The 14,090-nt window shown below is 59.9% G+C and carries 12 protein-coding genes; 6 read left to right on the top strand and 6 right to left on the bottom strand.

Annotation, left to right across the window (positions count from 1 at the left end):
• Nucleotides 1-146 precede the first annotated feature (146 nt).
• Nucleotides 147-923 carry a carboxy-S-adenosyl-L-methionine synthase CmoA gene (cmoA, locus tag H035_RS0100325; protein ID WP_022947025.1) on the bottom strand — a complete coding sequence of 259 codons (777 nt, stop codon included), beginning with the start codon at nucleotides 921-923 and terminating at the stop codon, nucleotides 147-149.
• Between the two features lie 70 nt (nucleotides 924-993).
• Here cmoA and hemF point away from each other — a divergent pair, with 70 nt between their 5' ends.
• Nucleotides 994-1,911: an oxygen-dependent coproporphyrinogen oxidase gene (gene hemF / locus H035_RS0100320; protein WP_022947024.1), complete on the top strand. Its 918-nt coding sequence runs from the start codon at nucleotides 994-996 to the stop codon at nucleotides 1,909-1,911.
• On the opposite strand, the gene H035_RS17465 is transcribed toward hemF, so the two are convergent.
• Entirely contained in the window at nucleotides 1,879-2,556 is a 678-nt protein-coding gene (locus H035_RS17465; protein WP_084684779.1) for an MlaC/ttg2D family ABC transporter substrate-binding protein, read from the bottom strand. The two genes, hemF and H035_RS17465, sit on opposite strands and share 33 nt — an antisense overlap.
• A gap of 86 nt (nucleotides 2,557-2,642) precedes the next feature.
• Between H035_RS17465 and hemB the strand changes: the two genes are divergently transcribed.
• From hemB to mltF, 4 genes are read left to right on the top strand one after another with little or no spacing between them, the layout of a single operon-like run.
• On the top strand, nucleotides 2,643-3,680 hold the full coding sequence (gene hemB / locus H035_RS0100310) for a porphobilinogen synthase (RefSeq protein ID WP_022947022.1): 1,038 nt from the start codon (nucleotides 2,643-2,645) through the stop codon (nucleotides 3,678-3,680).
• A gap of 3 nt (nucleotides 3,681-3,683) precedes the next feature.
• Nucleotides 3,684-4,298, top strand: coding sequence for a hypothetical protein (locus H035_RS0100305; protein ID WP_022947021.1), 615 nt, complete (start codon nucleotides 3,684-3,686; stop codon nucleotides 4,296-4,298).
• Nucleotides 4,288-5,124 (top strand): shikimate dehydrogenase, encoded by an 837-nt coding sequence (gene aroE, locus H035_RS0100300; RefSeq protein ID WP_022947020.1) that lies wholly within the window; start codon nucleotides 4,288-4,290, stop codon nucleotides 5,122-5,124. The genes H035_RS0100305 and aroE overlap by 11 nt, the downstream gene beginning before the upstream one ends.
• Nucleotides 5,049-6,620, top strand: a complete 1,572-nt coding sequence (gene mltF / locus H035_RS17460; protein WP_152485929.1) for a membrane-bound lytic murein transglycosylase MltF — start codon at nucleotides 5,049-5,051, stop codon at nucleotides 6,618-6,620. Before aroE ends, mltF begins: the two co-directional genes overlap by 76 nt.
• Here the strand turns inward: mltF and tadA are convergent.
• From tadA to guaB, 4 genes are all read right to left on the bottom strand, one after another.
• Nucleotides 6,617-7,045 (bottom strand): tRNA adenosine(34) deaminase TadA, encoded by a 429-nt coding sequence (gene tadA, locus H035_RS0100290; protein ID WP_051149794.1) that lies wholly within the window; start codon nucleotides 7,043-7,045, stop codon nucleotides 6,617-6,619. The two genes, mltF and tadA, sit on opposite strands and share 4 nt — an antisense overlap.
• Nucleotides 7,046-7,077: 32 nt before the next feature.
• Entirely contained in the window at nucleotides 7,078-9,342 is a 2,265-nt protein-coding gene (locus tag H035_RS17455) for a TonB-dependent receptor family protein (protein ID WP_022947017.1), read from the bottom strand.
• 127 nt (nucleotides 9,343-9,469) lie between these two features.
• The gene (guaA, locus tag H035_RS0100280; protein ID WP_022947016.1) at nucleotides 9,470-11,041 is read right to left on the bottom strand and encodes a glutamine-hydrolyzing GMP synthase; all 1,572 of its coding nucleotides are present in this window, start codon (nucleotides 11,039-11,041) and stop codon (nucleotides 9,470-9,472) included.
• Nucleotides 11,042-11,072: 31 nt separating this feature from the next.
• Nucleotides 11,073-12,542: an IMP dehydrogenase gene (guaB, locus tag H035_RS0100275; RefSeq protein WP_026596095.1), complete on the bottom strand. Its 1,470-nt coding sequence runs from the start codon at nucleotides 12,540-12,542 to the stop codon at nucleotides 11,073-11,075.
• Between the two features lie 68 nt (nucleotides 12,543-12,610).
• On the opposite strand from guaB, the gene sbcB reads away from it, so the two are divergent.
• Entirely contained in the window at nucleotides 12,611-14,044 is a 1,434-nt protein-coding gene (gene sbcB / locus H035_RS0100270) for an exodeoxyribonuclease I (RefSeq protein ID WP_022947014.1), read from the top strand.
• Nucleotides 14,045-14,090 lie beyond the last annotated feature (46 nt).

Below are 14,090 nucleotides of genomic sequence, written 5' to 3'. Positions count from 1 at the left end.
CTTCTTCGATCCCGCCACTGTCAACAATTAGGCCACTGGGTTAATTTATGAGTCCCCCCTATCCTTGATCAAACGTACCGCAGCCCGTCGATTGGCAAGCTTGCCCGAAAAAATGACCGGCAACGCACTGCCGCATCTCCGTGCCGTCACTTGAAAGCCACCAGAGAGACAAAATTGAAATACTGGAACCAGACTTCGCTGGAGGAAAAACCCGACGCTTTCAGGCGGCCGCGATGAGTGGCCAAGGTCTCCGGTATCAGCACATTCTCCAGAGCGGCCCGCTTCTGGCTGATTTCCAACTCGCTGTAACCCTGGGCACGCTTAAAAGCATGATGGAGATCGGTGAATATGGCCTGCTGACGCGGATCTTCCAGAGCGATTTTCTCCGATAAAATCAAGCCGCCGCCGGGGCGGAGCCCCTCATGGACGGCCTGCAGCAATTCCAAGCGCTCGGTCGGGGGGATGAACTGGAGGGTAAAATTCAACACCACCAGCGAAGCGTTGCGGATCGGGACATGGCGCAAGTCGGCACAGACCGGTTGCACCGGAGTCGGACCGGCGAGTATTCGCAGCCGCTCCCGCAGCCGGACCAGCATCGGCCAAGCATTGTCCACGGCGATGATTCGACAGCCCGGCGCGGTGATTTCATGGGCCATGGCAAAACTGGCCGCTCCCAAAGAACAACCCAGATCATAGCAATAACCGTCGGGCTGGGCGATTTCTCCCGCCAACAATCCAATGGCGGCGACGATGGTGCGATAACCCGGCACCGAGCGGTCGATCATGTCGTCGAAGACCGCCGCCACTTGGGCGTCGAAACGAAACGCCTCGATCTTGGACAAAGGGGCGGCGAACAAACGGTCCCGCGCTTCGGAAGACTTGGCCGGGGAGCCGTGCCGCGGCGGGTTCGAACGGTCTTTCATCACGCTAATTTCCCTATGAACTATGCTATTATTCGGGCTTCAGCATCAACCCCACCGAGGAAGTGGAACCATGAGTACCATCGATCTGGCAGCGGTAAAGAACTATCTTCTCGATCTGCAGGACCGGATTTGCCAAGCACTGGAAAGCGTCGAGCCCGACACCCGATTTCGGGAGGATCCGTGGGAATACGAACACGGCCGGGGAGGCGGCCGCACCCGGGTGATCGCCGAAGGCGAGGTCTTCGAGAAGGGGGGGGTGAATTTTTCTCACGTTCACGGCCAACAATTACCCGCAGCCGCCACCGCCCAACGGCCGGAACTGGCCGGACGGAGTTTTCAAGCCGTCGGCGTGTCGCTGGTGATCCATCCGCGCAATCCTTATGTCCCCACCTCCCATGCCAACGTGCGTTTCTTGCTCGCGGAAAAAGCGGGCGAGCCGCCGGTATGGTGGTTCGGTGGCGGCTTCGACCTGACCCCCTACTATCCCTACAAGGCGGACGCGGTGCATTGGCACGAAACCGCCCGCGCGGCTTGCGCCCCGTTCGGGGAAGATGTGTACCTTCGGTTCAAGCAGTGGTGCGACGAGTATTTCTATCTTCGGCATCGACAGGAAACCCGGGGGGTCGGCGGATTATTCTTCGACGATCTGAACGAGTGGGGGTTCGAGCGTTGTTTCGAGTTTCTTCGCTCGGTGGGCGATCAGTATATCCCCGCCTACTTGCCGATCGTGGAAAAGCGCAAGGATCTGCCTTTCGGTGACAGGGAGCGGGACTTTCAGGCTTACCGCCGCGGGCGTTACGTGGAGTTCAACCTGGTCTACGACCGGGGCACGCTGTTCGGTCTCCAATCGGGCGGCCGCACCGAATCCATTCTGATGTCGCTGCCGCCCCTGGCCAAGTGGGGTTACGACTGGCGCCCGGAAGCGGGCACGCCGGAGGCGAATTTGGAAGAATATCTACGCCCCCGGGATTGGCTGGGGCAGGGCTGATGAAGCCTTGCCGCCATCCTTGAAGGCTTTACGGTTGCGCTCCGCCAGGCGATCGATGAGCGCATCCAGCGAGCCCGTTTGGATTTCCTGATCGAAGGTGGTGCGATAATTCTTAATCAGGTCCACCCCTTCGATGACCACGTCGTAGACTTTCCATTCGCCGCCTTTCCGAATCATGCGAAAATCCACCGGCACGGGCTGGCTGCCGGGCTGAACGAACTTGGTTCGGACCATGAGTTTGCTGGTATCGGACTCCCAACCCCGGATCGGCATGAATTGAATTTCCCATTCCGCGTATTCGCCGTAGGCGGTGGCATAGGTACGGATCAACATGGTTTTGAATTCTTTTTTGAAACGCGCGCGCTGTTCGGGGGTCGCGGTACGCCAATGCCGACCCAGGACAAGGGCGGCAAAGCGGTTGAAATCCACGTGGGGTTCAATGTATCTGTCCACGATATCGACCGCATTGGCAAAATCCACTTTATAGTCGATCTGGCGCAGTTCCGTTTGGATCTGGTCGGAAGTTTTTTTGATCAACTGTTGAGGAGGCACCAAGGCATCCGCATGAACCCATGGGGCGAGCAAAAGCCATCCCCAAAACAGCCATCCGTATCCTGCCCATGGCCCAATTTTCAACCTATGCATCTAACTGCTCCTAATATAGTATTCCAAGATTCTTTTTTTGTTTATCATACCTTTAGTGGCCAGGATAAACTAGAACCAAAGCATCTATGGACATTCTCAAGCATAGCGTAATTTTTCCCCGTCTTCGCGCCCGGCGCATGCGGCGCGATCCTTTCAGCCGGCGCTTGATGCGCGAACATGCGGTGACCGTCGACGATTTGATCTGGCCGGTATTCGTTTGCGAGGGCGAGGGGGTTCGCGAGCCGGTTCCTTCGATGCCCGGCATCGAGCGTCTCAGCCTGGATATTCTCCTGGCGGAGGCCCGCGAATTGGAGGCGCTGGGCGTCCCCGCGCTGGCCTTGTTTCCGGTGGTCCCGCCCGACAAAAAAAGCGACGCCGCCGAGGAAGCCTGGAATCCGGACGGACTGGCGCAACGCAGCGTCAGTCTGCTGAAGGAACGAGTCCCCGGATTGGGCGTGATGACCGATGTGGCCCTGGATCCCTACACCGCCCACGGCCAGGACGGCCTGATCGATTCGAGCGGCTACGTCCTCAACGACGAAACCGTCGCCGCGCTGGTCAAACAAGCCCTTTCCCACGCCCAAGCCGGGGCCGACATCGTCGCTCCTTCCGATATGATGGACGGGCGCATCGGCGCCATCCGAACGGCGCTCGAGGAAAACGGCTTCATCCACACCCGCATCCTCTCTTACGCCGCCAAATACGCGTCCCATTTCTACGGCCCCTTCCGCGATGCCGTCGGATCGGCGGCCAATCTCGGGCGCGGCAACAAATTCAGTTACCAGATGGACCCGGCCAACAGCGACGAAGCCTTGCGGGAAGTGGCCATGGATCTGGAAGAGGGGGCCGACATGGTGATGATCAAGCCGGGAATGCCGTCTCTGGATGTGATCCGGCGAATCAAGGACCGGTTCGGCGTTCCCACCTTCGCCTATCAGGTCAGCGGCGAATACGCCATGCTCAAAGCCGCCGCCCAGAACGGCTGGCTGGATGAAAAGAAAACCGTCCTGGAATCCCTTCTGGCGTTCAAGCGCGCCGGCGCGGATGCGGTTTTGACCTATCATGCCAAGGCCGTGGCCGGCTGGCTGCAGGACGACCCCCTGGCATCCGAAATTTGGGAGTGATCGATGGAAGACGAAAAATCGAATGAATCGTTGGAACCTTCTCAAAGCAAGGAGCCGCAGGAACCTCCCTTGAGGAAAATGACCGTCTGGCTGGATGAATCGGTCTTGATCGTTCTGCTCCTGTTATCTCTTGCCGGAATCGTAATCAGCGCCTACTCCTCCCAAGGCGGCTATTTTTTCTGGCTCGTCATGATTCCGATTTTTTGGTTGGGCGCCGTCCTCTCTAGCCGTGCCCAAGCCCGCCGGGCGGGGGAGAGCGATGTTTCGATCAAAACGCTGTTGTGTTTCGAGACCTTGCATTGGGGCGGGGTTTTGTTGGCCGTGATCGCTGTGTTTGTGCTTCGGCATAAGGAAATCGTCGATGATGTCACCGCGGTTCTGGATATTCTCCTGGTGATCGCATTGGGCACCTATCTCAACGGAATTCGGATCGGCTGGCGCTTCAGCCTGATCGGGGTTTTCTTGGGCACCACCGCCATGCTCATCGCTTATGTGGAGCAATTCCTGCCCTTGGCGATCCTGATCGCGGTCATATTCATCCTTTTTTCCCTCTACTGGGGCAAGCGCAAGCGTACGATTCGCCAGCAGTCTGCTCAAGACATCCACCATGCTTCCTGACCGTTACGCCGTTTTCGGACACCCCATCGGCCACAGTAAATCGCCGCTGATCCACACCCTGTTCGTCCAACAAACCGGGGAAAACATCGCCTACACCGCCCAAGACGTTCCGCCGGAATGCTTCGAAGTGGCGCTCCGAACCTTCCACGCCGGCGGCGGCAAGGGATTGAACTGCACCGTACCGCTCAAGGAATTGGCTTTCCAGGCGGCGGATGAGTTGACTTCCCGGGCCCGGCAAAGCGAAGCGGTCAATACCCTGGTCTGGCGCGACGACAAATTATGCGGAGACAATACCGACGGCATCGGCCTGCTGCGCGATTTGACCGAGAATCTGGCCATCGACCTAAGCGGCCGCCGGCTTTTGGTCTTGGGGGCGGGAGGGGCGGTCCGGGGTATTCTCCGGCCGCTCCTGGAACGGAAACCGGCGTGCCTGGTCATCGCCAACCGCACCGTCTCCCGAGCACAAAGCTTGGCCGCCCGCTTCGCCGCCTTGGGTCCGGTCAGCGCGGTGGGATTCCCCGGACTGCAAGGACTTCGATTCGATTTGGTTCTGAACGCCACCGCGGCGGGATTGCAGGGCGAGCTGCCGCCTTTGCCCGACGACCTGCTGGCCCCCGACGGCGATTGCTACGATCTGATGTACGCGGACAAGCCGACCGCGTTCGTGCGCTGGGGACACGATCATGGCGCCCGTCTCAGCGTGGACGGCTTGGGAATGCTGGTGGAACAGGCCGCGGAAGCATTCCTGGTTTGGCGCGGCGTGCGCCCCCGGACAGCGCCGGTTATCCGCCGCTTGCGCCGCGCCACGGCTACCGGCGGCGAATGAAGGGCGACGGCTGGCTTTTCCTCTACCGCGGCGTCATGGCCGGCGCCGGCGCCATCATCCTCATTGCTCTAATGATGGCGGGAATCGTGCTACTGCGGGATCGAACCCAACCCCTTCCCCACCTGTCGCAAGTCAAGCGGGCCGGCAAGTTGCGCGTGCTCACCCTTGCCGGCGCCACGACCTATTACCCCGCGGCCAAAGGCCACGCGGGAATGGAATATTCCTTGGTCACGCGTTTTGCCGACCGGCTCGGCGTTGAAGCAGAGTTCATCGTCGCCAGGTCCTTACCCGATCTCCTGTCCCGGATCTTGGCCGGAGAGGCGGATCTGGCCGCCGCCAGCCTGAGCATCACCGACGCGCGACGCCAGTATTTGCGCTTCTCCAACCCTTACCAGACGGTGACCGAGCAACTCGTTTACCACGGCAGGCAACGCCGCCCTCGTTCGATCGACGATCTATCCTCGGGATTGCTGGAGGTCACGATCGGCTCCAGTTACGTCCGCACCCTGGAAAATCTGCGACACCGCCACCCCGAAGTGAGCTGGAACGCCAACCCCACGACCGACACCGAGGCCTTGCTGCACTGGTTGAACATCGGCTTGATCGACTACACCGTCTTGGATTCCCATCTGTTCGACACCTTGCGCCGGTTCTATCCGCGCCTGCATGCGGCTTTCAATCTGGGTGAGTCGCGCGCTTTGGGTTGGGCTTTTTCCAAACGCCATGACGGCACTTTGTTGCAAGCCGCCAATGCCTTTTTCCAGACGACCCGGCAGGACGGCACCCTGGCGCAGCTGCTAGAACGCTATTACGGTCATGTCGGTGCCCTCAATTACGCCGCGGTTTGCGCTTTCCGGAAAGCCTACAAGACGCGTCTACCGCGCTATCGCGAAGCGTTTGAAGAAGCCGCCCGCCGCCACGGATGGGATTGGCGATTGCTGGCCGCCCTCGCCTACCAAGAGTCTCACTGGAAAGTGAACGCCCGATCTCCGACCGGGGTGCGGGGTTTGATGATGCTGACTCGCCGGACCGCCCGACGGGTCCGGGTCGACGACCGCAACAACCCGCGGCAAAGCATTTTGGGCGGCACCCGTTACCTGGTCAAAGTCAAGGACAAGATTCCGCGGCGCATTTCGGAACCGGATCGCACCTGGCTGGCCCTCGCCGCCTACAATATCGGCTTCGGCCATTTGGAAGACGCGCGCATCTTGACCCAATCAGCCGGCAAAAATCCCGACCGCTGGATGGATGTGAAAAAATACCTGCCCTTGTTGACCGAAGAATCCTGGTACCGACGAGTCGAACACGGCTATGCGCGAGGCCATGAGCCGGTGCGTTATGTGGCGCGAATCCGAAATTACTACGATCTGCTGCGATGGTTGAGCGACAAGGAAGGCTTCGGCCACGAATCGCCCGCACCGGAACCTCGCTTGGAAGAAGTCGACCCAAAAACCGCCCAGGTCGTCTCACCGACCCTCATCCCGGTGCCTTTTTAACGACGACGCTCGAAAAACGCTTTTAGCAAACGGCCGCACTCCTCTGCCAACACCCCGCCCGAAACATCCACGCGATGGTTGAGGAATTCCGCCCGATGCAGCGCCAAGATACTTCCCGCCGACCCGCGCTTGGGATCGGACGCGCCGTAGACCAGGCGCTTGACGCGGGCGTGGACGATCGCCCCCATGCACATGACGCAGGGCTCGAGAGTGACATAGAGGGTGGTTTCGGGAAAGCGGTAATTGTGCAGGAGCCGACCGGCGGCGCGCAGGGCCTCGATCTCGGCGTGGGCGGTGGGGTCGCAGGACTGGATGGGGCGGTTGTATCCCTCGGCGACGATTTGTCCCTGCCGCACCAGCACCGCCCCCACCGGCACCTCGCCCTGGCGTTCGGCCGCTTCGGCCAAGGCCAGGGCGCGGTCCATCCCGGTGATATCGTCAACGACAAGATCACCGATCAAATACCGAACTCCATTTCGAAACCGCCGTAGGCGAACAACGGCATTCCCGGACGCGGGCCGTGGGGTTGCCGAGAGACCAGGTATTCACGATTGGTGAAATTCTGCACCCCGCCCAGTACGCGAATTTTGTCGCTGACTTGATAATACGCCGCCACATCGAAAATCAAATAGTCGTCCGTCTTGCCGAAACGCGCATCGGGCTCCCCGGCGCCATTGATCTGCTGGGTGGTATTGTTGGCGCTGGTAAAGGTTTCCCCCACGTAATTGCCGGTCAAATCGATGCCCCAGCGATTGAAGTGCAGGCCGGTGCCGAAACTGACGGCATATTCGGGGATATAGGGAACCTTGTTGCCTTGCTTCCCGAAGCTGAAAATCGATTCGGGGTCCGTGGATTGGGCGTCATTGTTCTGAATTGCGTTGGTATAAGTGAAAGAGACGAAATAAGGATTGCTGAAGCCCCAATCGAAAGCGGATCCGGCATCGAAATTCAAGGCCATTTCCACCCCGCGGCTGTCAACCTCGCCGAAATTTTCGGTATCGCCGGTACCGGTGCCGCCAATGTTGTTGATCACGATCAGATCCTCGAACTGGGTGTAGAATCCCACCACTTCGGCCGAGAACGGCCCTTTATTGTATCGCACCCCCAACTCCCACGCGGTGCTGGTTTCCTCGTCCAAACCGTCCCTGACGGCGCTGCGGGGACTGGGCGGCGAGAACCCGCGATGGGCGCTGGCGAACGCCATCCATTCGTTGTTGAAGGTGTAGTCCACTCCGCCTCCGCCGGCGAACAGGTCAAGGGTGTTGGAGCCGTTGTCCTGGGGAGAGTTGTTATCCTTCAGGTCCTGAACCACATGTTCATAGCGGATGCCGGGTGTGAATCCCCATTTGCCCCATTCGATGCGATCCTGCAAGAAGAAGGCATACGCCTTGGTGTGCTGGGTGCGTTCCCCCGCTTTCCCCCGGGGACCGTCTTTGGCCCGATCGAAAATCACCCCGTCCGTATTTTGGCTGAACAACTCATCCAATTGGTTTCTTTGGACTTGATCCTCGTGATAGCGGAAGCCGCCGGAAAGCTGATGATAAGTATCGCCCAGAGTCATGCGATAGACGGCTTTCTGCTCGATTCCCCAAAGATAGTAACTGCGATCGTTGTTGCGCACGCGCAAGGTGCATTCCAGCTGACCTTTCAGGCAGGCCAGGCCTTGACCGTTCTCGGCGCCTCCCAGGGCTGAAGACAAATCCATATTGCCCACCCCCGGGATGTTGCGCAAATCGTTCAGTTTAAACCAGTTGCGATGGAACTGGCTGTAATAGCCGGTGGTGATCAGATCGAGATTATCGGTGGGAGAGACGAAATAGCGCAGATAGGTCCGATATTGGTTGGTGCTGATGTTGTCGAAACGGGAAGACGAATAGCGCCTGAAAGGATCCTTTTCGAAGTCCGTCTCGCTCAATCCAAGATAGGTTTCATCCGCCTGCAAGTTCGAATAACCGAATTTCGCTTCCAAGCGCTGATAAATGTCGGTCTTCGGCTCCCACATGACCTTAATCATGGGTTCGATTTGGGTAAACCCGGTCTGATCCCGATCGTTGAAATCGGGCGCTTTGTCGATGCGCTTGAAACCGTCCGTCTCGCGGAAAAACCCTTCCAGCACATAACCGAAACGTCCCAGATCGGTGTCGACGGTCTTGCCCACAAACCCATGGGTTCGGATCTCGTTGTAACTACCGTAGAGGGCTTTCAAATAAGCCTTGCCGGTTTCCGGAATCGGGGTCGAAAGATAGTTGACCACACCGCCGGTGATGTGAGGACCGTATTGAATCTGGCTGGAGCCTTTGAGCACTTCGATGCCACTCATGCGGCCCGCCGACGGAGTGAAATACGCGGCGGGCGCCGAATAAGGCGCCGGCGCCGTCAACACCCCGTCCTCCATCAGGGTCACCTTGGCGCTGCGACTGGTATCCACCCCCCGCAGACTGATATTGGGGAACAAGCCATAGCCGTCTTCCTCGCGCACATACACCCCCGGTACGCGGCGCAAGATCCGATTGATGTCGCTATAGCTCTGGGTTCGGATGTCCTCGGTTCCGATGAGCGTGGCGGATCCGGGAATGGTCGCGACATTGGCGGCATCCCCGATCACCTGGACGGTCTCGAGCACGGAGGCTTCGGTGGATTCATCCGCGGTCGACTCTTCCGCCGCGGCGCCCAAGGGCAATACGCCCAACGATAAGATGAGTGACCATTTGGCCGATTTCATTGCGCCCCCTTTTAAGTAATTTAAATAGCATAAAAACGGACGCAAATGATAACGATTGTCTTTTGTGAGTGCAACTATTAGCAACGAGAGGCTACCCTCCGCCCCGGCCAATGGCGAATTTGCTATCTCACTCCCACTCGATCGTCGCCGGCGGTTTGCCGGAGACATCGTAGACCACCCGGGAGACGCCCCTGACTTCGTTGATGATCCGGCGCGAGACGACCTCCAGAAACGCGTAGGGAAGCCGCGCCCAACGGGCGGTCATGAAATCGGTGGTTTCCACCGCCCGCAGGGCGACGACGTAGTCGTAGCTGCGCTGATCGCCCATCACGCCCACCGATTTGACCGGTAGGAAAACCGCGAACGCCTGGCTCACCTGGTCGTAAAGATCGTGCTTGCGCAGCTCGGAGATGAAGATATCGTCGGCCTGGCGCAAAATCGCCGCGTACTCGGGCACCACTTCGCCCAGAATCCGCACCCCCAAGCCCGGCCCCGGGAAGGGGTGGCGGTAGACCATGTCGTAAGGCAGCCCCAACTCCAAGCCGATTTTGCGTACCTCGTCCTTGAACAATTCGCGCAGCGGCTCGATCAGCTTCAGATTCATGGTGTCCGGAAGGCCGCCCACATTGTGGTGGGATTTGATCAAGGAGGCCTTTCCGGTTTTCGCTCCCGCCGACTCGATCACATCGGGATAAATGGTCCCCTGGGCCAACCATTGCACGTCCCGGATCTTGGCCGCCTCTTCCTCGAAGATCTCGATGAACAGGCGGCCGATGACCCGGCGCTTTTCCTCCGGATCGGAAACTCCCTTCAGGGCCTCGAAATAGCGCTCGGCGGCGTTGACCCGGAGCACTTTCACCCCCATGTGCTTGGCCAGGTTGAGCATCACCTGATCCCCTTCGTGGAGGCGCAGCAACCCGGTATCCACGAATACGCAGGTCAGCTGATCGCCGATCGCCTTGTGGAGCAGGGCGGCGACCACCGACGAATCCACGCCGCCGGAGAGGGCCAAGAGCACCTTTTCCTCACCGATCTGGCGGCGGATGGCGTCGATGCTCTCGTCGGCGATATTGGCCGGCGTCCAAGCCGCTCCGCATCCGCAAATATCGTGAACGAAGCGGACCAGAATGCGGTTTCCCTGATGGGTATGGGTCACTTCGGGATGGAACTGGAGACCGTAAAAATCCCCGCCTTCGAGCGCCATCCCGGCGATGGGCGCATCATCGGTGAAGGCGATGACCTTGAAGCCGGGAGGCAGCTCGATCACCCGGTCGCCGTGACTCATCCAGACATCCAGCAGCGCTTCGCCTTCCGGATTGGTGTGATCCTCGATGCCTTCCAACAGAGGCGAATGGCCTTTCACCCGCACCTGGGCATAGCCGAATTCACGTTTGAGGGCCGATTCCACCCGACCGCCCAATTGAGCGACCATGGTCTGCATGCCGTAACAGATCCCCAACACCGGCACGCCCAGCTGGAAAACCACCTGGGGGGCGCGCGGAGTAAATGCTTCGGTGGTGGTCTGGGGGCCGCCGGAGAGGATGATGCCGCGCGGGTTGAAACGGCGGATGGATTCCTCCGCCCAGTCGAACGGATGGATCTCGCAGTAGACGCCGAGCTCTCGGATTCGGCGGGCGATCAGTTGCGTATACTGGGAGCCGAAATCCAAGATTAAGATTTTATGCGCGTGAATGTCCAATTTCTTTACAACTTACTTAACGTGGGTAGAACTAATCCATCCGATAATTCGGCGCTTCCTTGACGATGGCCACGTCGTGGACGTGGCTCTCCCGGGTCCCGGCACCGGTCACGCGCATGAACTGGGCTTTTTCGTGCCATTCGGCAATGGTTCGGGAACCGGTGTAACCCATGCTGGCACGGATACCGCCGACGAGTTGGTGGATGATGGCCATCACGCTGCCCTTGTAAGGCACGCGACCCTCGATGCCTTCGGGGACCAGTTTCTCGATGGAGTCGGCGTCTTCCTGGAAATAGCGGTCGCTGGAACCTTGTTGCTGGGACATGGCGCCCAGGGACCCCATGCCCCGATAGGTTTTGTAGGAACGCCCCTGATACAGCTCCACTTCCCCCGGCGCCTCCTCGGTACCGGCGAACAGACTGCCCAGCATGACCGAATAGGCACCCGCGGCCAGCGCCTTGGCCACGTCGCCCGAATAACGGACGCCGCCGTCGGCGATCAAGGGCAGGCCGGTGTCCTTGAGGGCATGGGCCACATTGGCCACCGCGCTGATTTGCGGCACGCCGACCCCGGCGACCACCCGGGTGGTGCAGATGGAACCGGGTCCGATCCCCACTTTGACCGCGTCGGCGCCAGCTTCCAGCAAGGCCACGGCGGCCTCGCCGGTGGCGATGTTACCGCCAATCACCTGGACTTCGGGGTAATGGCGCTTGATCCAGTGCACCCGGTCGATCACCCCCTGGGAATGGCCGTGGGCGGTGTCCACCACGATTACGTCCACCCCGGCGGCGACCAATGCCGCCACGCGCTCCTCGGTACCCGCGCCGACGCCGACGGCGGCGCCGACCCGCAAACGTTCCTGGTCGTCCTTGCAGGCGCGGGGATAATCCTTGGCCTTCTGAATATCCTTGACGGTCACCAGGCCCTGAAGCTTGAGCTCTTCGTCGACCACCAGAATCTTTTCGATCCGGTGCTCGTGGAGCAGGCGGATGATATCTTCCTTGGGAGCGCCCTCGGGAACCGTGACCAAGCGATCCCGCGGCGTCATGACCTTGGCGACCGCTTCATCGTAGCGGGTTTCGAAACGCAGATCGCGATTGGTCACGATCCCTTCCGGCCGACCGGAGCGATCCACCACCGGCACGCCGGAAATATTCTTCGCCCGCATCAAGTCGATCACCTGGCGGATGGTGGTGTCCGAAGAAACGGTGATGGGGTCCTTGATGATGCCGCTTTCGAATTTCTTGACCTTGGCCACCTCGGCGGCTTGCTGCTCGGCGGTCATGTTTTTGTGCACGATGCCGATGCCGCCTTCCTGGGCCATGGTGATCGCCAGTCGCGCCTCGGTCACCGTATCCATGGCCGCCGAGACGAGCGGGGTGTTGAGGGTGATTTCCCGGGTCAGGCGGGTGGAAAGATCCACGTCTCCCGGCAATACGGTAGAGTGGGCCGGAACCAACAAAACGTCGTCGAAAGTAATGGCTTCTTCCAAAATGCGCATGGCGTCTTTACCGTAACCGAAAATAAATTGCACTATTATACCTGAAAATCATCTTTCTCTCCTTCATCATGCCGAGCTTATATTGGTACGATTATGAAACTTTCGGCGCCGATCCGGCGCGCGACCGACCGGCTCAGTTCGCCGGCCAGCGCACCGACGAGGATTTGAATCCCATCGGCGATCCCTTGGTGTTGTATTGCCGACCCGCCGACGACTTTCTCCCGCAGCCGGAAGCTTGCCTGATCACCGGGATCACCCCGCAACTCGCCCGGGAAAAGGGACTCCGCGAAGCCGATTTCATCGCCCGCATTCATGCCGAATTTGCGCAGCCCCATACCTGCGTGACGGGTTACAACAACATCCGCTTCGACGACGAAATCACCCGGCACACGCTCTACCGAAATCTGTTCGACCCCTACGCCCGCGAATGGCGAAACGGCAATTCGCGCTGGGATCTGATCGATGCGATGCGACTGGCTTATGCGCTCAGGCCCCGGGGCATCGCATGGCCCAAGCGCGACGACGGCGCACCCTGCTTCAAGTTGGATCGCTTGACCGCGGCCAACGGGATCGAGCACTCGGGCGCGCACGACGCCCTGGCCGACGTGCGCGCCACCATTGAACTGGCCCGCCTGCTGAAAGCCCGCCAGCCCAAACTCTACGCCTATTGCTTCGACCATCGACTCAAGCCCGAGGTCCGCAACCTGCTGGACCTCGAGGCAATGCGGCCGGTGCTACACGTCTCGGAAAAATACCCGGCCCGACGCGGCTGCCTGGCGATGGTGGCGCCTATCGCGCCGGACCCGAACAACCCCAACGGCGTCATCGTCTACGATCTGAGCGTCGACCCCGATCCGCTATTGACCTTGGACGCCGATACCCTCCGGGAACGCTTGTTCACTCCCGGCGATCAATTGCCCGAAGGTTCGGAGCGCCTGCCCCTGAAAACCGTCCGAGTGAATCGCTGCCCGGTGTTGGCGCCGGTTTCGGCGCTGCGCGGAAGGGACGCCGAGCGCTTGGGGATAGACCCGGAACGGTGTCGCCGCCACCTGGAGCACCTGCGTCGCCACCGACCTTATCTCAAAACCCTATTGCCCGAGATTTTCGACTTTGCCGATCGGGAGCCGGTGGCCGATCCCGATTGGATGCTCTACCGCGGCGGTTTTCTGGGCGACGCCGACCGCGCCCGCCTGGAACGGATCCGCCGGACAGCGCCCCATCGCTTGCAAGGGCTCAACGGCGATTTCGACGATCCCCGCCTGCCGGAGATGGTCTTTCGCTATCGGGCGCGCAACTGGCCGGAAACCCTAACCCTCGAGGAACGACGGCGGTGGGACGCGTTTCGCCGGGAACGCTTGACCTCCCCCGAAAGCGGGGCCAGCATCGTCCGGGATCAGTACCGTGAGATTCTGCAACGTTTGCGACGTTCAGAAGCCGTTCAGAACCGCATGGCTATCCTGGAAGCGTTGGAAGCCTACGGACGGGAAATACTCCCGACGTGACCCATTGCCTTCTCGGAAAAAGCCTGTCATGATTTTTAATTTTGCT

The sequence above is a fragment of the Methylohalobius crimeensis 10Ki genome (genome assembly GCF_000421465.1).
In the GTDB taxonomy this organism is placed as follows: Bacteria; Pseudomonadota; Gammaproteobacteria; order Methylococcales; family Methylothermaceae; genus Methylohalobius; species Methylohalobius crimeensis.
This window is presented reverse-complemented; position numbering and strand designations above follow the sequence as displayed.

Excerpts from the sequence above, each read along its gene's own strand:
- sbcB (WP_022947014.1), top strand. The coding sequence starts at position 12,611 with ATGCCGAGCTTATATTGGTACGATTATGAAACTTTCGGCGCCGATCCG.
- tadA (WP_051149794.1), bottom strand. The coding sequence starts at position 7,045 with ATGGACCGCGCCCTGGCCTTGGCCGAAGCGGCCGAACGCCAGGGCGAG.
- guaB (WP_026596095.1), bottom strand. The coding sequence starts at position 12,542 with ATGCGCATTTTGGAAGAAGCCATTACTTTCGACGACGTTTTGTTGGTT.
- hemF (WP_022947024.1), top strand. The coding sequence starts at position 994 with ATGAGTACCATCGATCTGGCAGCGGTAAAGAACTATCTTCTCGATCTG.
- cmoA (WP_022947025.1), bottom strand. The coding sequence starts at position 923 with ATGAAAGACCGTTCGAACCCGCCGCGGCACGGCTCCCCGGCCAAGTCT.
- H035_RS17455 (WP_022947017.1), bottom strand. The coding sequence starts at position 9,342 with ATGAAATCGGCCAAATGGTCACTCATCTTATCGTTGGGCGTATTGCCC.
- H035_RS17465 (WP_084684779.1), bottom strand. The coding sequence starts at position 2,556 with ATGCATAGGTTGAAAATTGGGCCATGGGCAGGATACGGATGGCTGTTT.
- hemB (WP_022947022.1), top strand. The coding sequence starts at position 2,643 with ATGGACATTCTCAAGCATAGCGTAATTTTTCCCCGTCTTCGCGCCCGG.
- H035_RS0100305 (WP_022947021.1), top strand. The coding sequence starts at position 3,684 with ATGGAAGACGAAAAATCGAATGAATCGTTGGAACCTTCTCAAAGCAAG.
- aroE (WP_022947020.1), top strand. The coding sequence starts at position 4,288 with ATGCTTCCTGACCGTTACGCCGTTTTCGGACACCCCATCGGCCACAGT.